Here is a 19,608-nt window from a genome sequence, read left to right as displayed (position 1 = left end):
GAATGGATAAGAATGCGATTCTAAAAGCAGAGAGCAGGAATCGTTCGGGAGGCAAAAAAGAATGAACAGAACAATAAGAGTATCGGCGGCAGGTGATATTCTGATTATGAAACGGCTTCTGCCGGGATATCAGGATGTTTTGCCGATTCGCGAATTTCTGATGCAGGGAGAGGTTCGGATGGCGAATCTGGAAACAACGATATCGGACGGCAGCTGTTACGCATCGGCATATTCCGGCGGAACATGGCTGACGGCAGATGCGAAGTGTCTGGAAGATACCCTGCGTTACGGTTTTAATTTTCTTGGGATTTCGAATAATCATACGATGGATTATTCCTACGAAGGACTTGCATCTACGATCAGCGAACTGAAAAAAAAGGATGTGGCATATGCCGGAGCAGGCAAAAATCTTTACGAAGCATCGCGTCCTGCCATTCTGGACACAACAGCGGGACAGATTGCGGTGATTGATATCTGTTCTACCTTTGAAAATGCAGCCAGGGCGGGAAGCCAGACGGAACGGCAGCCTGGCAGGCCGGGCTTAAATCCGCTGCGCTTTTCGGAAAAATATACCATTACGGAGAAACATGCGCAGGATCTTGCAAAGATTGCAGAGGTGACCGGAATCAACGGACTGCGGGATCTGCACCGGCAGGAGGGATTTATCGCTCCGCTTCCCGAGGGTATCATGGAATTTGGCGGGAAAATGTTTGAAATCAGCAAGGACGGAACAGAGGGAAGAAGCTCCAGCCCGAATCCGATCGATGTGAAACGCACCGTCGATGCAATCCGGGAAGCGAAGATGACATGTGAGGCAGTCCTGGTTATGGTACATTCCCATGAAATCCGTAAGGACAATGACGAGGAAGCGGATTATTTTCTGGAGGAATTTGCACACGCCTGTATCGATGCGGGCGCCAGCGCGGTGATCGGGGGCGGAACGCATCAGCTGAAGGGAATCGAACTGTATCATGACTGTCCGATTTTCTATTGCCTCGGAAATTTTATTTTTGAAAATCAGTATGTACGCCTTCTGCCTGCGGACTACATGGAAAAATATGGTCTGAATATTCACACGGCAGCATCCATCGGAATCGCCAGGCGGCAGGAGCAGTCCTCACATTCCCTCTACGAAATTCCGGAGGTCTATCGGAGTGTGCTGCCGTATTTCGAGATCTGTCAGGGAAAATGCACACATCTGGAGCTTCTGCCGGTCGAGCTTGGTATGGACAGGGAAAACGCAGAAAAAAATATTCCGTACGTGGCAGACGAAAAAACAGCAGAAAAAATTGCAGAATATCTCACCCGCGTGAGCAAGAGATATGGAACAGAATGGGAATACAAAGAAGGAAGGATTGTACTTCATGCGTAAAAAATGGGAAATAGAAGAAGAATACCGAAACTTTTGCCGGAACAACAAAGAACTTGCGCTGCAGACGCTGCGGGAGCTGACACTGACCCCGACGGAAACGGGAAAAGAGGATCAGAGAATCGCATATTGCATGGAATGGATGAAACAGCAGGGCATGGAGTCAGTTCATACGGATGAGCTTGGAAATGTAATCTGGGAGTATCGGCCGGAACAGGAAAAGAAGGTTCTGTATACGGCGCATCTGGACACCGTGTTTTCGCTGGAGGAGCCGCTGGAGATCAAAGAAGACGGAATGATCTGGCGTTGTCCCGGCATCACGGACGATACCGTGAATGTTGTGATGCTTCTGATGGCGGCAAAATACGTTCATGAGACAGAGCCGGAGCTTCCATGCGGTCTGATTTTTGCAGCGGATCTTGGAGAAGAAGGGCTTGGCAATCTGTGCGGAGTTCGCGCGCTTGTCGACCATTATGAAAAAAATCTGTGCGGAATGGCAGCCTTTGACCTGTATCGGGATAAAATGTATCCCATCTGCATTGGATCTGTGCGGTATCGGATTTCGGCAAAAACAAAGGGCGGTCATTCCTTCCTGAATTTCGGAAGAAAAAATGCCATTGCAGAGCTTGCGGGCCTGATCGGAGAGCTTTACCGTTTTCAGACGGATGCAGCATCCCATACAACATACAATGTGGGAAAAATAGAGGGAGGAACCTCCGTCAATACGATCGCGCAGGATGCCTCCATGCTGTTTGAATTCCGTTCGGAGGATTACCGGAGCCTGGAAGCCTGCGAAACATATCTGGAGGAGACCATAGCAGCACGCCAGAGTGAGGAGGTACAGTATTCCTGCAAGCTCGTCGGAAAGCGGCCGTGCGCAAGAGAAACCGATCCTGTCCAGATGGCACGTATGACGCGGTGCGCACAGAAAACGCTGAAGGCAGCCGATGGGGAAGAACCAGTATGCTCTGAAGCATCCACAGACTGTAATATCCCATTGTCGCGGCATATTCCTGCTATCTGCGTCGGTTTCTGCCGGGGCGGGGGAGCGCATACCAGAGAAGAATGGCTCGATGCCGCCAGCGTAGAAGATGGCATGTGTGCAGCCGTAGCACTCGTATGCCGGCTTCCGTGGATGTGCTGCGAGAGCAGAGTCGTTGTAAGGGACGGGATAGAGGATCGAAAAGAGAAAGAGGAAATCCGGCAGCTGCTGGAGCTGTGCGATCAGGATTTCGTTCCGCCGCTTTCCCACCGCAACAGTACATCCCAGACGAACTGGGCCGAGACAGAAGAAAAGACGGATGGAATTGCAGAATATCTGGAGAATATCTGCAGTCAGCATGTGGTGCTGTGGAAGGAAGAGGGAGTCGTGCGGGCCTTTATGACCTGGAAGGATCACTTTAACTGTGAGAATCTGGAAGCATATCCGGATTCCTGCTATCTGACCACCCTCTGCGTCTGGCCGGATTACCGCGGACAGGGAATTTCGGAGGTAATGTATGCAGAAGCAGAAAAGGATATCGCAGCAAAATTTCCGGGAAGCCGGATTACTCTCCGTACCTGGTCCACGAACGGGGCCCAGGAGCATATCCTGGACAAGCTGGGATATAGTCTTGTCCGGCGGCTGAAGGATGACAGGGGAGAAGGAATTGATACGGTTTATTTTGTGAAAAAGGAAGAAAACGACAGATAACATGGTGCTTGCAAATCGCAGCTGAAGATGTCATAATCGGAAGCATAAGACAGCAAAAGGAGGGCTATAGCTATGCCTTGTACAACCATTTTAGTTGGAAAGAAAGCATCGTATGACGGTTCCACCATGATCGCGCGAAACGACGATTCCGGTGCAGGCCATTATACATCGAAAAAATTTGTAGTGATTCACCCGGAGGAGCAGCCGAGAACCTATAAAACCGAGATTTCTCATCTGACCATTGAGCTTCCGGACAATCCGATGCGGTACACTGCAGTGCCAAACGCAGAAAAAGGCGAGGGTGTCTGGGCGGCAAGCGGCGTGAATGCAGCGCAGGTCGGCATGACTGCGACCGAGACAATCACATCGAATCCGCGTGTGCTGGGTGCTGATCCGCTTGTCGTTTATCAGCCGGCGGAAGATGGAAAAGAAGAGGTTCCGGGCGGAATCGGCGAGGAGGACCTCGTTTATATTGTTCTTCCTTATATTAAAAGCGCCAGAGAAGGTGTCAAAAGACTTGGCAGCCTGCTGGAGCAGTACGGTACATACGAGATGAACGGCATTGCATTTCAGGACCACGATGAGATCTGGTGGCTGGAGACGATCGGCGGCCATCACTGGATGGCAGTGAAAGTGCCGGATGACCATTATGTGGCCATGCCGAACCAGCTTGGCATCGACCATTTTGATCTGGAGGATGCACTCGGCGAACAGAAGGAATATATGTGCTCAGCAGACTTGAAAGAATTTATTGAAACATATCATCTGGATCTTTCTATGGATGGAAATTTTAATCCGCGCGATGCCTTCGGAAGCCACGATGATTCCGATCACGTTTACAATACACCGCGTGCCTGGTTCATGGAGCGCTGTCTGAACCCGCACACGAAAAAATGGGACGGACCGGATGCCGATTACACACCGGTATCTGACGATATTCCGTGGATGATGGTTCCGGAGAAGAAGATCACCGTAGAGGATGTGAAATACGTACTGTCCTCCCACTATCAGGGAACACCGTACGACCCGTATGCCGCATACGGCGATAAATCGTGGAAAGGGGCATACCGCTCCATCGGTGTCAACCGGACCGATTTCCTTTCTGTCATCCAGATGCGCCCGGATCACAAAGGAGACAACGGCATTCTGCAGTGGATTGCATTTGCGTCAAATGCATTCAATGTGCTGGTTCCGTTCTACACCGATGTGACGACAACACCGGAGTATCTTTCCAACACAACGGGAGAGGTTTCCACAGATAACTTCTACTGGGCAAGCCGCATGGTGGCAGCAATGGCAGATGCATCCTATAAGTCTTCTATCTTCCACATTGAGCGGTATCAGGAAAAGGTGATGGCAAAAGGCCATGCACTGATCCATCAGTACGATGCGCTGCTTGCAGGGGAGACAGACGAAACAAAACAGACACAATTGAGAGAAGAAGCAAACAACAAAATCGCTGAAATGCTGAAAAAAGAGACAGGTGCAACACTGCACAAGGTACTCTTTGAACTCAGTAACCAGATGAAAAACGCGTATTCCAGATCGGATGCGTAAGGCTTTTTTTAGGGAAAGAATAGGAGAATGGTTCTGCGCGCAGGAAAAATTGCGCGCAGAACCATTTCCTGTCCGGAACCGCCTTGAACAAACAGGGTGTTACAGCTCGCCGGACACCGGTGAACGATACGATCCTGATAAAAAATCTCAGCGTACTTTGGTGAATTTTGTTGACAACAGGCAGTTCCTGTGCTACAATAAACCAGCGACATGGAAGAAGGTCTTTTTTTTATGCCTGAAATTGCTGAAGTACGAGCAGCAAAAACAGGGCAGAAATGAAGAGACCGCCGCTGATCCGCAAGGATCACAAGCGATAACGCAAATACACAGTGGAGGTGGAAGTCGTGCGCGTAAAAATCACATTGGCATGTACTGAATGCAAACAGCGTAATTACAACATGACAAAAGAGAAAAAGAACCATCCTGAGAGAATGGAGACAAAGAAGTACTGCAGATTCTGCAAAAAGCACACAATGCACAAAGAAACCAAATAATCTTTGGTAAGAGGTGATCCAATGGCAGAAACTGAAAAAAAAGCATCCAAAAAGAGCTGGTTCAAGGGCTTGAAAGCAGAGTTCAGAAAAATCATCTGGGTTGACAACAAAACGCTGGGCAAGCAGACCGTTGCAGTCGTAGCGATCTCTGCAGTAACCTGCGGGTTAATCACCCTGGTTGACAGCGCTGTAATCGAGTTCGTCAATTTATTGATCAAATAAGGATAAAGGTGTCAGAATGTCAGAAGTAAACTGGTATGTAGTCCACACCTATTCGGGCTATGAAAACAAAGTAAAAGCCAATATTGAGAAAACAATTGAGAACCGTCATCTTGAGGATCAGATTTTGGAAGTACGTGTTCCTATGGAAGAAGTTGTTGAAGTCAAGAACGGAACCAAGAAACAGGTACTCCGGAAATTGTTTCCGGGCTACGTTCTGATCAACATGATCATGAACGACGATACCTGGTATGTTGTCCGCAATACCAGAGGTGTTACGGGCTTCGTAGGACCGGGATCCAAGCCGGTACCGCTTACGGATGAGGAAATGGTGAACCTTGGAATCACCGGTGGTGAGGAAAAGGTTGAGCTTGACCTTGAAGTCGGCGATGCAGTCGTTGTAACAGGCGGCGCATGGAAGGATACAACCGGACTGATTCAGAGTATCAACGATACAAAACAGATGGTTACCATCAATGTTGAGCTGTTCGGCCGCGAAACGCCGGTAGAAATAAGTTTCGCAGAAGTCAAGAAGATGTAAGAAATGCCCCAGGGGCGTTTCGTGGGAGGGAAATTCCCGCAATTACCACATTTATTTAGGAGGTGCCGTAAAATGGCAAAGAAAGTTACAGGATATATCAAATTACAGATTCCTGCTGGTAAAGCAACACCAGCACCACCGGTTGGACCTGCACTTGGACAGCACGGAGTAAACATCGTACAGTTTACCAAAGAGTTCAACGCAAGAACAGCAGATAAGGGAGACCTGATCATCCCTGTAGTTATCACTGTATATGCAGACAGAAGTTTCAGCTTCATAACCAAAACTCCTCCGGCAGCAGTTCTGCTTAAGAAAGCCTGCAACCTGAAATCTGGTTCCGGCGTTCCGAACAAAACGAAAGTTGCTACTATCTCTAAGGACAAAGTTCGTGAGATCGCAGAGATGAAGATGCCAGACCTGAATGCAGCAACTGTTGAGGCAGCTATGAGCATGATCGCAGGTACCGCAAGAAGTATGGGTATCGTTGTAGAGGACTAATTTAGAAGAAGAGTTTACATCTTCTCGTATTGACGTGGGAGGGAGATTCCCGCAACTACCACCAGGAGGTTATTAGACAATGAAACATGGTAAGAAATATTTAGAGGCTGCAAAAGCAGTTGATCGTAGCATTCAGTACGATCCGGCAGATGCTATTTCCACAGTTAAGAAATTAGCTACTGCTAAATTTGACGAGACAATCGAAGTTCACATCAAAACTGGTTGTGACGGACGTCACGCAGACCAGCAGATCCGTGGAGCAGTTGTTCTGCCGCACGGTACCGGAAAACAGGTTCGTGTACTTGTTTTCGCTAAAGGCGCAAAAGCTGATGAGGCTGTTGCAGCAGGTGCAGAGTTCGTTGGAGCTGAGGAGCTGATCCCGAAAATCCAGAACGATGGCTGGTTTGATTACGACGTTGTTGTTGCTACACCGGATATGATGGGTGTTGTTGGTCGTCTGGGCCGTGTACTTGGACCGAAAGGTTTAATGCCAAACCCGAAGGCTGGTACCGTAACTATGGATGTTACCAAAGCCGTTAAAGAGATCAAAGCAGGTAAGATTGAGTATCGTCTTGACAAAACAAACATTATCCACGTGCCAATCGGAAAAGCTTCTTTTACTGAGGAGCAGTTAAGCGACAACTTCCAGACGCTGATCGGTGCAATCAACAAAGCAAAACCGGCTACTCTGAAGGGACAGTACCTGAAGAGCGTTACTCTGGCTCCTACTATGGGACCTGGAGTTAAGGTTAATACTTTGAAGCTTGCATAATAAATGAAATACTGAGAACCCCCGGGGCTGTAATGGCTCCGGGGGTTCTTTGCGTTGAAAAACGGACGCAGGGGAAAGGCGAATTCCGATTCCTTAAGAAAGAGCTTTATTTCAATGGGAAATAATTGAAAAAGATCAAAATAGTGTTAGAACATGAAAATTAAGATCAAGTATTCTGCCGGAAATGTTAGTATAATGCTAAGCAGAAAGTAAACGAAAAGAGCAGAGCCCATGCATGCGTTTGGAACGGCGGGTTCTGGAAAGGGAGGTTTTTATGCAGTATTTTGAGAAACAGGGAAATGCGCTGATTTTCCGGCAGGATGGGGAGACGGTCCGGGTGGAGCCGTGGCAGAAGGACAGTCTTCGGGTGAGAGGTACGCTTCTTTCGGAGATAGAAGAGGGAAGCATTGCACTGCTTGATCCGGAACCGGTGGAAGCGGAAATTGAGCTGGTGGATGAACTGAAAGCGACGATTAAAAACGGTAAAATCCAGGCGATTCTCGAGCTTCAGCCGTGGGGACAGAAGCTTCGGATTACGTTCCTGAATCAGAAGGGCGAGGTGCTGCTCTCCGAGATCGCGAACGGCGGAGCACTCTGCCTGCGCGCACACGATTACCGTGCATTGAAGGGCGGCGCTTATCAGCTGAAAGTATCCTTCGATTCCAACCCGGATGAGAAGATTTACGGTATGGGACAGTATCAGCAGGAGCGAATGAACCTGAAGGGATGTAACCTGGAACTGGCGCACCGCAATTCGCAGGCGAGCATTCCGTTTTATGTATCGAGCCTTGGCTACGGCTTCCTGTGGCACAATGCAGCAGTCGGTGAGGTTCATTTCGGAACAAACACAACGGAATGGCTGGCACGCACCACAAAGCAGCTCGACTACTGGGTAACCGCAGGCGATACCCCGGCGGAAATTGAAGAGCACTTTGCAGACGCCATTGGTAAGGTTCCGATGATGCCGGAGTACGGCCTTGGCTTCTGGCAGTGCAAGCTGCGCTACTACAACCAGGAGCAGGTACTGAATGTGGCACGCGAGTACAAAAAACGCGGCATTCCGCTGGATGTCTTTGTCATCGACTACTATCACTGGCCAAGATGCGGTGATTATCGTTTTGATGAAGAATATTTCCCGGATCCGAAAGCAATGATCGACGAGCTGCATGAGATGGGCATCGAGACGATGGTTTCCATCTGGCCGCAGATCGACTGGAGAAGCGAAAATTACGAAGAAATGAAACAACAGGGACTTCTTGTGAAGAGTAATGCAGGTGTTGATGTTCAGATGCTGTTCCATGGAAATAATGTCTTTTTGGATGCAACGAATCCGAGAACGAGAAAGTATGTCTGGGAAAAAGTAAAGAAAAACTATGCAGATCTCGGCATCCGCACATTCTGGCTGGATGAAGCAGAGCCGGAGTTCTCGACGTACGAGTATGAGTGCTACCGCTACGCCGCAGGCCCGGTGGAAGAGATCGGAAATATTTACCCGAGAGAGTATTCCCGCATGTTCTACGAAGGACAAAAAGAGAATGGGCAGGAAGATATTGTCAACCTTGTGCGCTGTGCATGGCTCGGAAGCCAGAAATACGGTGCGCTTGTGTGGTCCGGGGATATTCTTTCGACCTACGAGGATTTCCGCAAACAGATCTGTGCAGGTCTTCATATGGGACTTTGCGGTATTCCGTGGTGGACGACCGATATCGGTGGATTCCACGGCGGCGTGACTGAAGATCCGGACTTTCAGGAGCTGCTTGTGCGCTGGTTCCAGTTTGGCACCTTCTGCCCGGTTATGCGTATTCACGGAAACCGGGGACCAAGAGAAGAGATCATCAACAAGGCTGGCGAAGTGCGTGAGGGAACCGGAGCTGACAACGAGGTATGGAGCTTCGGAGAGAAAAATTATGAAATCCTGACAAAATTCATCGGTGTCCGCGAAAAAATGCGCGATTACACGAGAAGCCTGATGGCAGAAGCACACGAAAAAGGAACACCGGTCATGAGAACGATGTTCTATGAGTTCCCGGAGGATGCAGCGTGCTGGGATATCTCCGATGCTTACATGTTCGGCTCCGACATCCTTGTAGCACCGATTGTCCGGCCAAAAGCAACGAGCCGTACCGTTTATCTGCCGGCCGGTGCGTCCTGGACGCTGGCAAATACCGGTGATGTTTATGAGGGCGGAAAAGCCTATGAAATTGAGGCGCCGATCGAAACACTGCCTGTTTTCCTTCGCAACGGAAAACAGGGATATCTGGTGGGAGAGATCTGATTTAACCGAATCAAGTAAGTCACCTGCTTCGAGTACGAAAAGTAATAAGCAGTGGTTGGGGACTTGCCTGTATCAGGAGGAATGCAAGCTTCTTCTGATAAACTGCGGAGCAGTTATTTGGTTATGGGCAGGCAGCCAATGCGGATTGCAGATAGCTGCATGAAAAAAGAAAAGGAAAAGGGAAAAGCATTCCAGAAGATCGATAAGATCCAAAGGAATGCTTTTCCGATGTTATAAATCAATCACGGATCCGAAAAGGGGATTTTAGCCTTGTTCCGCATACGGGCAGGCGGACAGAAAAACTTACGGAAGCGGATGGCCTGCCGCCAGATACAGCTCATACCATTCTTCCCGCGTCAGCGTAATATTGCATGCCGCGATAATCTCTTTCAGGCGGTTTTCGCTTGCCGTACCTGTGACAAGCTGCATATTTGCCGGGTGGCGCAAAATCCACGCTGCCGCAATTGTGGTATCACTGACGCTGTATTTTTCGGCCAGTGCACAGATTTTCCGGTTCAGTTCCGGGTACTCGTCGCTTCCAAGAAAACATCCCTTCCATGATGGCATCTGGAACGGCGACCATGCCTGAAGCGTAATGTCGTGAAGACGGCAGTAATCCAGCAGACTTCCATCGTGATCGACAGAACCCGGAGTCTCCATGTTGACTTCCATGCCATTTGCAACAAGGTTGGAAACCGGAATGCTGAACTGTATCTGATTGGCAACGAGTGGCTGGCGGACATATTTCTGCAGCAGTGCAATCTGCATCGGCTTGTGGTTGGAAACACCGAAATGGCGGACCTTTCCGCTCTCAAACAGAACATCAAAGGCTGCAGCCACCTCTTCCGGTTCTACGAGCGCATCCGGCCGGTGAAGCAGCAAAAGATCGAGGTAATCCGTCTGAAGCCGCTTTAAAATACCATCGACGGATTCCAGGATGTGGTCTTTCGACAGATCATAGCAGCCCTGGCGGATGCCGCATTTGGACTGGAGAAAAATATCCTCCCGTTTCAGGGACGGATCGCCAGAAAATGCCTCACCGAACACAGTCTCGCTCATGCCGCCGCCGTAGATATCCGCGTGATCAAAGAAATATGCGCCCTGCTCCAGCGCGGAGTGGATAAAATGATTCATCTCGTCCTTCGATTTTTCGGAAAGCCGCATGCATCCGACTGCAATGGAAGGAACTTTTCGCAGGTGATTGCCTAAAATTGTTTCTTTCATAGTAGAATTTTCTCCTTTGCAATGCTTCTGTATTCGCAGAGGTTTTCGTAAAGCAGGCGTGGAAGGACTCTGGAAGTACAGAAAGAATAGTAATTACGTTGCTTTTAATATATCATTTAAGTGCACTTGAAAGTCAATGGTTTTTGAGGAAAAGAGAATAAAAAAATCGCCGGAATCGATCAGAATTCGACCAGAACACAGAAAATCCGTATTTTGTTAACAAAATCGGAACAAAATCGACAACAAAGTTTACTTGCATTTTCAGAAAAATGATGTAAGATAGGGGTATTCGAAAAAAAGATCCGACAGGATCTGCGAAGTGGTATTGACTCAGATAATGGAGGTTTTGCGATGGATGCAAAAATAATAGCCGGAATCCTGGCCGCAGGAGGCGCAGCCTTAGCTGTGGGCGGCATATATAGCATGAATAAGAAAACAGGTTATTTTAAAAAGGGAAATTCCGTCCGATACGATGTTTCCCGTATTCCGTTTAAAAAAACAAGTCCGTTAAAAGGAAAAACAGTTGTATTTTTGGGATCCTCCGTGACGAAGGGCTTTGCTGCCCACAACAATTCGTTTGCGGAGTACATAGCGAAGAAAGACAGCTGTACCTGCATCAAAGAAGCGGTCAACGGAACCACGCTGATTGATAATGGTGAGGATTCCTACATCGAGCGTATGCGCGACAGGCTTGATCCAAAGCAACAGGTGGATCTTTTTATCTGCCAGCTGTCCACTAACGATGCAACACGCAACAGCCCGCTCGGTGAAATTTCGGAATCCCGCGATCTGGAGAGCTTCGATGTCGAAACTGTCTGTGGCGCGATTGAGTATATCATTGCATATGCAAAAGAAACGTGGCATTGCCCGGTGATGTTCTATACGAATCCACAGTATGATTCCAAGCCGTACGCGAAGATGGTAGAGGCGCTTCTGAAAATTCAGGAAAAATGGCAGATCGGTGTGATCGATTTCTGGAATGACGAACAAATCAACCGTGTTTCCCCGGAAAAACGAAAACTGTATCTTCAGGATCCGATTCATCCGATGAAGGCCGGCTATGCCGAGTGGCTGGTGCCTGTGATGGAACAGCGGATTGGTGAATATCTGGAACAGCAGGTATAAGCAAAGAGGAAAATAAAAATACTTTCGTGGTTTCTTTTGAAAAGATTCCGCGAAAGTATTTTTTGATTTACAGGAAACTTCGTTGAATTTTCCTGTAAATTAAAAAAGCCCTCCGGGCAGGATCGCACTGCGGCGGAGGGGAATTATGTCGCCAAAGCGACCCGCCGCAGGCGGAGAATCCTGCCGTAGCAGGATTCTTTCTTTTCTACGAGAACAGTGAGGCGGGATCCGCGCCTGCATTTTCCGCGTTTTTTCGTTTCTTACGGATCCGGAACTGTTTGAAAATGCCACAGATGGCAGCGTAAAGCTCCGGTTTTAGTTCTTCAAGCGGAACCGGCTGCTGGTACAGGATAGCGTTGTAGCTTGTACCGCTTACAAGCTCCAGAATCATATAGAACATCAGCTCCGGTGAACGATACGTATATGCTGCATGAGAGAGCAGAGATTCATAGATAGTGTAGATGGCCGGCGTGTCGGCAAACGGAGCAAAGGTAAGAGAATTTTTGAAGAATCCCCAGCTCAGATGCTTGGAAATAAGCGTCACGAGGCTGTGGTTGGCGGCAAACTGGTCGAGGATATTGTCGGTGATAAAAAGCACCTGCTCTTCAAAATCATGGATATCCGGGTGGCGCAGCAGATCTGAGTAGGCGGCCTGAAATACCTGACTCGCCTTATGTGCAATCAGATGATTCCGAATATCGTACTTATCTTTGAAATAAAGATAGAAGGTACCTTTTGCAACGCCGGCGTTATTCACGATATCCGAAATGGATGTTTTACTGAAGCCGTTGTTGATAAAAAGTGAGAAAGCAGAGTCCAGAAGGGACTCACGCTTCATTTGTTTGTTATTATCAATTTTTCCCACAGAGAGTCTCCTTTCCTGAAAGATATCAAAAACGTGTGTTACTATCTTGCCTATAATTATAGGTATCATACATGGAAACTGTCAAAGGGAAAATGACTAATTTTCTCATTTTTGTGACTATGCACGAAGAAAAAAATGACCGATCGTCAATTTTGTGCAGTATTTAATGTTGACTAAGAGTCATTTTTGCGTTATAACATTAGATGATTGAAAGGCATAGGAAAAACATCCTCGATCTGAGGGAAACAGTATCCCGCAGTATCTTACTCCGAGCGGGTTTTACTTCTCTTATGATCCTGGATTTCATCATAAAAAACCATTATAAAAACCACAGAAAGGAAGTTTATCACAATGAATAGAAACAGAAAACTGAGAAAACAGATGATGTCTGGTCTTGCTGTTGGTATGGCTGCTGTTATGGGAGCTGCTCCGGTTTATGCAGCGACAGGAGAGGACGCAGCGGTTTCCAAAGAAGAAACCGTATATGTAAATGCAAATGCAGACGGATCGGAAGATCAGATCACCGTATCCAACTGGCTGAAGAACGCAGGAACGGAAAAGAACCTGAAAGATGAGAGTGAACTGAAGGACATCAAAAACGTAAAGGGCGACGAGGAGTTCACCCAGAGCGGAAACGAGCTGACCTGGCAGACAGACGGCGAGGATATCTATTATCAGGGAACAACCACAAAAGAACCTCCGGTTTCCGTGAAGTTCACCTATTATCTGGACGGCAAGGAAATCAAACCGGATGACCTGGCCGGAAAGAGCGGAAAACTGAAAATCAAAGTTGACTATACAAACAACACAAAGACAACGGTTGACATCAATGGCAAGAAAGAGACGATGTACACCCCATTCGTCCTGATGACCGGAATGATTCTTCCGCAGGATACTTTCTCCAATGTCAAGATCGACAATGGTAAAGTCATTTCCGATGGAAGCAGAAACATCGTAATCGGATTTGGTATGCCGGGCCTGCAGGAAAGCCTGGGATTAAATTCCGATTCCCTTGAAGATCTGGTATCCGGTGACAGCGATTTCGAACTGCCGGAAAGCCTGGAGATCACTGCAGATGTGGAGAACTTCTCTCTGGATTCTACCTTCACCGTTGCACTTGACGATGTTCTCGACACCATCGATACCGACAACATCACCGGATACGATGATCTGAAGGATGCACTGAGTGATCTTGAGGATGCTGCAATGGAACTGGTTGACGGTTCCAAGGCACTCTCCGATGGTGTGGATACTTTAAAAGACAGCTACAAAGAGCTGGATGACGGTATCGGAACGTTAAAAGACGGCGCTGACGAGCTGAACAGCGGAGCCGGCACACTGGCAAGCGGAGCCGGCACACTGGCAAGCGGAGCATCGACTCTGGCAAACGGAACTTCTACTCTGAACAGCGGAGCTTCTACCTTAAACAGCGGAGCAGCTACCCTGTCCAACGGAGCATCCACCTTAAGCAGCGGAGCTTCTTCCCTGGCAAGCGGCGTAAACTCCTACACCGAGGGCGCTGATACCCTGAATAAAGCAATCCAGACGTATCTTGGAAAGAACGGTGTGCTGACTGGAAGCGTAACCGAGTATGTAAACGGTGTGAATAAAGTCGTTGCAGGCGTAAAACAGTACACCGACGGAACAACACAGCTGTCCGACGGCGTTGCTTCTTATGTAGCAGGCGAGAAACAGCTTGCAGCAGGCGCTGAGCAGCTTCAGCCTCTGGCAGACGGCCTGACCGAGGTAAACAGTGCAATCGCAACACTGAACGCAGCACTCGACGGAAAAGATGAGAATGATATTTTAGCAGGAGCAAAACAACTCTCCGAAGGACTGACCAGTTTGAACGAGCAGCTGCAGAGCACCGATGTACAGAGCCTTCTGACGATGGTAGACGGTATGACCAGCACCGGTTCTACCCTGATCTCCGAGACCGAGGCACTCTCCGGGGTTCTGAACACCACAATCGCAGGATCTGTCAACAGCATGATGACAAACGGCAACGAGCTGATGAGCCAGATGGATACGCTGTCCAAAGGACTTGAGAGCTACTTAAGCGGTCTGGAGGCACAGATCACGAATCAGGCAACGCAGATGGGAACCCAGATGGCAGCACAGGTTCAGGCATGGGCAGACGGAGCAGCAGCACAGCTGAACCAGGAAGCAACAGCAGCAGCACAGAGCGCAGCTGATACAGCAGCAAGCCAGGCATCCGCCGATGCAGCAAAACAGGCAAATGATCAGCTCTCTGCAGCAGCAGCTACACTGGATGCACAGATTTCCGCAGCTAAGAGCGCTGGAAATACAGAGCTTGCCGATTCCTTAAGTAAAGCAAGAAACCAGATCGGAAGTGTCAGCGTTTCCGCTTCCGCCGGAACCGTTTCGGTTACTCCGGTTACAGCTCCGCAGATTACCCTTCCGGAACTGAACTTCGAAATCGAGCGCCCGGATCTCTCCGGTCTTGCAGCAATGCAGCAGAAGATGAGCGACATCAAGAGCCAGTACAGTGATCTGCAGAAGACGGTTGCAGCTCTGATGCCGCAGCTTGAGACCATGAAGAAACAGATGCAGACCATCACCGATAATAAAGCAGTTGTTGAGCAGAATCTTGGTGCAATGCAGAAACTGACCGCAGGTGTGGCACAGCTTGATGCAGGCGGAAGCGCTCTGTACAAGGGCATCGGTACTCTGTCCGCAGGTGTGAGCCAGCTGTACAGCAGCACAAATGAGAGTTTTGCAAAAGCAACAGCAGGCATCAATGCACTGAACGCAGGATTCACTCAGCTGAGTGCTTACAATGATACGCTGCTTTCCGGCGCAAGCCAGCTGAAAGCAAATGCACCGGCTCTGGTTGAGGGTGTTACGACTCTGCAGGGCGGCACGACACAGCTGACCGCAGGTCTTGGACAGCTGGGAAGCCAGTTAAGCGATGGATCTGCAAAACTTTCTGCAAACAGCGGAAGCTTAAGAAGCGGTGCTTCTCAGGTAGCAGGCGGAGCATCCCAGCTGGCAAGCGGAGCCTCCACACTGGCAAATGGAACTTCTTCCCTGGCAAGCGGAGCTTCTGAACTGAACAGCGGAGCTTCTACGCTGGCAAGCGGAGCATCTGCTCTGGCGAGCGGAGCTTCTACACTGGCAAATGGAACTTCTTCTCTGGCAAGCGGAGCTTCTGATCTGAAATCGGGAAGCAGCAAGGTTGTTGATGGTATTGACGAGCTGTCCGATGGGGCGAAAGAACTGGCTGACGGTACGAAGAAGTTTGAAGAAGAGGGTACCAGCAAGCTGAAGAGTACCTTTGAGGATGATCTGGGAGATGTACTGGATCGGATTCAGGCGCTGAATTCGGATAAATGCGCTTATACTTCTTACAGTGGTAAGGCAAATGGAATGGATGGAAGCGTGAAATTTATTATCGAGACTGCAGCAATTGAAGCTGCGGAAGAGTAATGTGATTCCACGGTAGATTGTGAGGCCGCCTGCGGTCGGGATGTTTTCCCCGACCGCAGGCGGCATTTACGTTACGTGGGGTGCAAAAAGACAAAAAATAAGAACAGCCCGCGGATATGCGGGCTGCTCTTTCATAATGAGGGGGGAGATAGTTTTGAGTGGTTCATCAACTATCTAAGTTATAGTATAGTGAAGAAATGTGAGCAAAGTATGTCTATTTTCTAAAAGAAACAGTAAATTTCTAAAGAATAAGTGAATCCATCCATTGAGTAAATCACTTCCGTCCGCCAAAACGTAGATGGGTCCCCAGGCGCAGCGGGGCGGACGCTCCGCTGTGCCTGGGGGTCGTATCCTCCCGTCCTATTCAAAAGAAAGTTTCCGGTTCCCATAACTCTTCCGGTACTGTCCCGGCGTCATCCCGGTGAGCTTTCGGAAAGCCGTGGAAAAATTATGCGCATCCTGAAATCCAACGTTATAGGCAATCTGAGAGACCGTGTGATTCGTGTCCGTCAGCTCGGCCATAGCGCTGTCCGTTTTGGATTTCAGGATGAACTGCTTCAGTGTCATTCCGGTGCCCTCGTGGAAGAGGGAGGAGAGGTATTTGTCGTTGTAGCCGAAATAACGGGCGAGTTCGGTGACTTTGAGGGACTCGCTGCTGTGGTACTGGATGTAGCTGATAATGTCCTGCAGGATCTGCGTCCGCTGCGTTTCGGAAGTGTAGGTGCGGTAGAAGGGGCTCTGACAGTTGATTTCGCCGAGAACAGCGGCAGTCAGGCTGTTGTTGAGGAACGTGTTGTGGAAACGCAGGGAAGTGTCCTGGAGCTGCTTCATGAGGATGATGACGCGGTTCGGGGAGGAAAGCGTTCCCTGGCGCGGGATGCATAACGTTTCGGGGTAGTTGGATGGAAGCTGGGCGGGAGCGAGGTCCTCAAGGCGGTAGGAGGATGGCGGTGCAGCATGAAACTCATCCAGAACCGATCCGGCGGTCGGGTCAGAAGGAGCGATGAGCGGTGCGGAGGGGATACCCGGGATAAAATGGAGCCAGTAGAAAGAGCAGCTTCCTTTTTTCGAACCGTGCTGATGGGCGGTCGGAGGCAAAAGAAGATATTCGCCGGGGTGGACTTCGTAAGAGCGGCGTTCGTCCGCGATAAAAAGCGTTCCTTCCGTCACAACCATCAGTTCAAAATTGACGAGATTCCGTGTCAGGTGCATCCACTCCGGGGACGGGGACTGGAATTTGCCGCAGAGGTCGTAGGTAAAACAGGCGGCATCTGGAAATAAAACAGAGATCATATGACTTTTTCAAACCTTTTCAAACATTCTTGTATTTTAAACGGCGGTCTGTTTTGCTAAAATAAAACTATAGAAAAACAGGAAAACAGCCGTCAAAAGAAGTGTAACGCTTCCCATCCCTGAAAGCAAGGAAAATATCTTTTTCAAACCAGGAGGCGGCGGAAGACAACGAAAAAGGAGACCGAAAAAATGGATCAGAAAAACTTCAGCAAACCATTATCCCTGGCAAAAGTCCAGGTTACTGATGCATTCTGGAAAAAAGAGATGGAGCTTGTCCGCACCGAAGTAATTCCGTATCAGTGGAATGCCTTAAATGACAATGTTCCGGGAGCAGCACCGAGCTTCTGTATGCGGAACTACCGCCGCGCCGGTGAAGTTGAAAAAGAGCGGAAAGCAAAAGGAGACAAATTTGTTCAGATCAAATATCCGCTGGATACTTTTGAGACACTGCCGAAGGATGGCAAAATGGACGGAAGATTTTATGGCTTCCTGTTCCAGGATACCGATTTTACCAAATGGGTGGAGGCAGTTGCGTACTCCCTGACACAGCATCCCGATCCGGAGCTGGAAAAAACGGCAGATGAAGCAATTGAAGCTGTCTGCGCAGCACAGAGAGAAGACGGATACCTCGATACCTACTATCTGATCAACGATCAGGATATGATTTTTACAAACCTTAAGGACAACCATGAGCTGTACTGCTTCGGTCATCTGACGGAAGGCGCCGTAGCCTATTATCAGGCGACCGGAAAAGACCGTCTCTTAAAAGCAGCAGAGCGTTTCGCGGACTTTATTGCCAGCAAACTCGGTCACGGCGAGGGTAAAAAAGCAGGTTATCCTGGTCACGAAATTGCAGAGATGGCTCTGATGCGTCTCTATGATCTGACCGGCGAGCAGAAGTATCTCGATCTTGCAAAATACTTCATCGACGAGCGCGGAACAAAACCATACTATTACGATATCGAGCGCGGTCTGACCTGCCCGGAGGGCGAGGAACGATATAGCTACAATCAGGCAAACCGCCCGGTGCGTCAGCAGGATGAGGTGCAGGGGCACTCCGTACGCGCCGTATATCTCTATTCCGGCATGGCGGATGTGGCAAGGGCAACGCAGGATGAGAGCCTGCTGAAAGCCTGTGAAACTCTCTGGAACAACATGGTGCATCAGAAAATGTACGTCACCGGCGGAATCGGTGCCACTCATATAGGAGAGGCATTCTCTTTCAACTATGACCTGCCAAACGATACCGCTTACGCAGAGACCTGTGCATCCATCGGTCTTGTGTTCTTTGCTCGCCGCATGCTGGAGATTCAGGCAAAAGCAGAGTACGCGGATGTGATGGAATTAGCCCTCTACAATGGCGTTCTCTCCGGAATGGCGCTCGACGGAAAGAGCTTCTTCTATGTCAATCCGCTGGAGGTACTGCCGGAGGCATGCCACAAGGATGAGCGGAAATTCCATGTAAAACCGATCCGCCAGAAATGGTTCGGCTGTGCCTGCTGCCCTCCGAACCTGGCAAGAACGGTAAGCTCAGTTGCATCTTACGCATACACGGAAAACGACACAACCCTGTTTGTCCACTTGTACATGGGTGGAACAGTGGAAGGAGAAAAAGTAAAAGCATCCATCACTTCCGAATTCCCGTGGGACGGCCATGTTTCCGTGACCTGCGAGAGCGATACCAAAGAGCCGTACACCTTTGCATTCCGCATCCCGGGATGGTGTGCTTCTTATGAAAAAGAGATTCCAAAAGGCGCAGAATTGGAAGAAAAAGACGGGTATCTGTATGTGACAAAAGTATGGGCGAAGGGTGAGACGATCCGCCTGAACTTCCCGATGGAAATCCAGTTTTTGGCATCCAATCCGCTTGTACGCGAGGACGCCGGCCGTGTTGCCGTAAAACGAGGACCGGTTGTTTACTGTATGGAAGAAGCAGACAACGGAAAGAATCTGCATTTGACAAAACTCTGTGTGAATGGTGAAAAAACCGCAGAAGCAGCCGATGAGCTGGGCGAGCACTTTGTGTGCGTAACGGCCGAGGGACGTCGCATGAAGCTGGGCGATGCGGAAAAACAGCCGCTGTATCATCTGTATCAGAAAGAGGAAGAGGAAAAGACGAAACTGAAGCTGATTCCATATTATATGTGGAACAACCGAGGTGAGGGCGAAATGCAGGTATGGATCCGCGCATGTGAATGATTTTATTAAAGAAGAAATAAAAAACTCCGGAAAA

At 49.0% G+C, this 19,608-nt stretch carries 15 protein-coding genes; 12 read left to right on the top strand and 3 right to left on the bottom strand.

Translation table 11 applies throughout. The features are described 5' to 3' along the window. Positions 1–61 precede the first annotated feature (61 nt). From PGS38_RS13365 to PGS38_RS13325, 9 genes are all read left to right on the top strand, one after another. The gene (locus tag PGS38_RS13365; protein WP_119188878.1) at positions 62–1,372 is read left to right on the top strand and encodes a CapA family protein; all 1,311 of its coding nucleotides are present in this window, start codon (positions 62–64) and stop codon (positions 1,370–1,372) included. Then, positions 1,365–3,062: a M20/M25/M40 family metallo-hydrolase gene (locus PGS38_RS13360; protein WP_158583780.1), complete on the top strand. Its 1,698-nt coding sequence runs from the start codon at positions 1,365–1,367 to the stop codon at positions 3,060–3,062. Before PGS38_RS13365 ends, PGS38_RS13360 begins: the two co-directional genes overlap by 8 nt. A gap of 72 nt (positions 3,063–3,134) precedes the next feature. Further along, complete coding sequence (locus tag PGS38_RS13355) at positions 3,135–4,619, top strand: C69 family dipeptidase (RefSeq protein ID WP_117805058.1); 1,485 nt, start codon at positions 3,135–3,137, stop codon at positions 4,617–4,619. Positions 4,620–4,963: 344 nt separating this feature from the next. Then, a complete protein-coding gene (gene rpmG / locus PGS38_RS13350; protein WP_055219257.1) occupies positions 4,964–5,113 on the top strand; it encodes a 50S ribosomal protein L33 in 150 nt (49 codons plus the stop codon). Between the two features lie 21 nt (positions 5,114–5,134). Continuing rightward, positions 5,135–5,335, top strand: a complete 201-nt coding sequence (secE, locus tag PGS38_RS13345; protein WP_022463243.1) for a preprotein translocase subunit SecE — start codon at positions 5,135–5,137, stop codon at positions 5,333–5,335. Positions 5,336–5,351: 16 nt separating this feature from the next. Further along, positions 5,352–5,873 carry a transcription termination/antitermination protein NusG gene (gene nusG / locus PGS38_RS13340; RefSeq protein ID WP_022463244.1) on the top strand — a complete coding sequence of 174 codons (522 nt, stop codon included), beginning with the start codon at positions 5,352–5,354 and terminating at the stop codon, positions 5,871–5,873. Positions 5,874–5,945: 72 nt separating this feature from the next. Continuing rightward, on the top strand, positions 5,946–6,371 hold the full coding sequence (gene rplK / locus PGS38_RS13335) for a 50S ribosomal protein L11 (protein ID WP_022463245.1): 426 nt from the start codon (positions 5,946–5,948) through the stop codon (positions 6,369–6,371). 79 nt (positions 6,372–6,450) lie between these two features. After that, positions 6,451–7,143, top strand: coding sequence for a 50S ribosomal protein L1 (gene rplA, locus PGS38_RS13330; protein WP_270476371.1), 693 nt, complete (start codon positions 6,451–6,453; stop codon positions 7,141–7,143). Between the two features lie 274 nt (positions 7,144–7,417). Continuing rightward, entirely contained in the window at positions 7,418–9,418 is a 2,001-nt protein-coding gene (locus PGS38_RS13325) for a glycoside hydrolase family 31 protein (protein WP_119188882.1), read from the top strand. 303 nt (positions 9,419–9,721) lie between these two features. Here the strand turns inward: PGS38_RS13325 and PGS38_RS13320 are convergent, their stop codons facing one another. Then, a complete protein-coding gene (locus PGS38_RS13320; RefSeq protein ID WP_270476370.1) occupies positions 9,722–10,642 on the bottom strand; it encodes an aldo/keto reductase in 921 nt (306 codons plus the stop codon). 351 nt (positions 10,643–10,993) lie between these two features. Between PGS38_RS13320 and PGS38_RS13315 the strand changes: the two genes are divergently transcribed. Then, positions 10,994–11,767, top strand: coding sequence for an SGNH/GDSL hydrolase family protein (locus PGS38_RS13315; RefSeq protein WP_117509910.1), 774 nt, complete (start codon positions 10,994–10,996; stop codon positions 11,765–11,767). 205 nt (positions 11,768–11,972) lie between these two features. On the opposite strand, the gene PGS38_RS13310 is transcribed toward PGS38_RS13315, so the two are convergent. Next, positions 11,973–12,632 carry a TetR/AcrR family transcriptional regulator gene (locus tag PGS38_RS13310; protein WP_117509909.1) on the bottom strand — a complete coding sequence of 220 codons (660 nt, stop codon included), beginning with the start codon at positions 12,630–12,632 and terminating at the stop codon, positions 11,973–11,975. A 351-nt stretch (positions 12,633–12,983) separates the two neighbouring features. Between PGS38_RS13310 and PGS38_RS13305 the strand changes: the two genes are divergently transcribed. Continuing rightward, on the top strand, positions 12,984–16,082 hold the full coding sequence (locus tag PGS38_RS13305) for a methyl-accepting chemotaxis protein (RefSeq protein WP_270476369.1): 3,099 nt from the start codon (positions 12,984–12,986) through the stop codon (positions 16,080–16,082). A gap of 360 nt (positions 16,083–16,442) precedes the next feature. Here the strand turns inward: PGS38_RS13305 and PGS38_RS13300 are convergent, their stop codons facing one another. After that, positions 16,443–17,375 (bottom strand): AraC family transcriptional regulator, encoded by a 933-nt coding sequence (locus tag PGS38_RS13300; protein WP_118700348.1) that lies wholly within the window; start codon positions 17,373–17,375, stop codon positions 16,443–16,445. A 189-nt stretch (positions 17,376–17,564) separates the two neighbouring features. Here PGS38_RS13300 and PGS38_RS13295 point away from each other — a divergent pair, with 189 nt between their 5' ends. After that, positions 17,565–19,574, top strand: a complete 2,010-nt coding sequence (locus tag PGS38_RS13295; RefSeq protein WP_118641028.1) for a glycoside hydrolase family 127 protein — start codon at positions 17,565–17,567, stop codon at positions 19,572–19,574. The last annotated feature ends 34 nt before the right edge of the window (positions 19,575–19,608 follow it).

The organism is Fusicatenibacter saccharivorans (assembly GCF_027667425.1).
GTDB classification, from domain to species: domain Bacteria; phylum Bacillota; class Clostridia; order Lachnospirales; family Lachnospiraceae; genus Fusicatenibacter; species Fusicatenibacter saccharivorans.
Note: the sequence above shows the minus strand (reverse complement) of the source record. Positions and strands in the feature narration are given on the sequence as shown.

Bases quoted from the DNA above. Each gene is read 5' to 3' on its own strand.
- rplK (WP_022463245.1), top strand. From the start codon at position 5,946: ATGGCAAAGAAAGTTACAGGATATATCAAATTACAGATTCCTGCTGGT.
- nusG (WP_022463244.1), top strand. From the start codon at position 5,352: ATGTCAGAAGTAAACTGGTATGTAGTCCACACCTATTCGGGCTATGAA.
- PGS38_RS13355 (WP_117805058.1), top strand. From the start codon at position 3,135: ATGCCTTGTACAACCATTTTAGTTGGAAAGAAAGCATCGTATGACGGT.
- PGS38_RS13325 (WP_119188882.1), top strand. From the start codon at position 7,418: ATGCAGTATTTTGAGAAACAGGGAAATGCGCTGATTTTCCGGCAGGAT.
- PGS38_RS13305 (WP_270476369.1), top strand. From the start codon at position 12,984: ATGAATAGAAACAGAAAACTGAGAAAACAGATGATGTCTGGTCTTGCT.
- PGS38_RS13320 (WP_270476370.1), bottom strand. From the start codon at position 10,642: ATGAAAGAAACAATTTTAGGCAATCACCTGCGAAAAGTTCCTTCCATT.
- PGS38_RS13315 (WP_117509910.1), top strand. From the start codon at position 10,994: ATGGATGCAAAAATAATAGCCGGAATCCTGGCCGCAGGAGGCGCAGCC.
- secE (WP_022463243.1), top strand. From the start codon at position 5,135: ATGGCAGAAACTGAAAAAAAAGCATCCAAAAAGAGCTGGTTCAAGGGC.
- rplA (WP_270476371.1), top strand. From the start codon at position 6,451: ATGAAACATGGTAAGAAATATTTAGAGGCTGCAAAAGCAGTTGATCGT.
- PGS38_RS13360 (WP_158583780.1), top strand. From the start codon at position 1,365: ATGCGTAAAAAATGGGAAATAGAAGAAGAATACCGAAACTTTTGCCGG.
- PGS38_RS13300 (WP_118700348.1), bottom strand. From the start codon at position 17,375: ATGATCTCTGTTTTATTTCCAGATGCCGCCTGTTTTACCTACGACCTC.
- PGS38_RS13295 (WP_118641028.1), top strand. From the start codon at position 17,565: ATGGATCAGAAAAACTTCAGCAAACCATTATCCCTGGCAAAAGTCCAG.
- PGS38_RS13365 (WP_119188878.1), top strand. From the start codon at position 62: ATGAACAGAACAATAAGAGTATCGGCGGCAGGTGATATTCTGATTATG.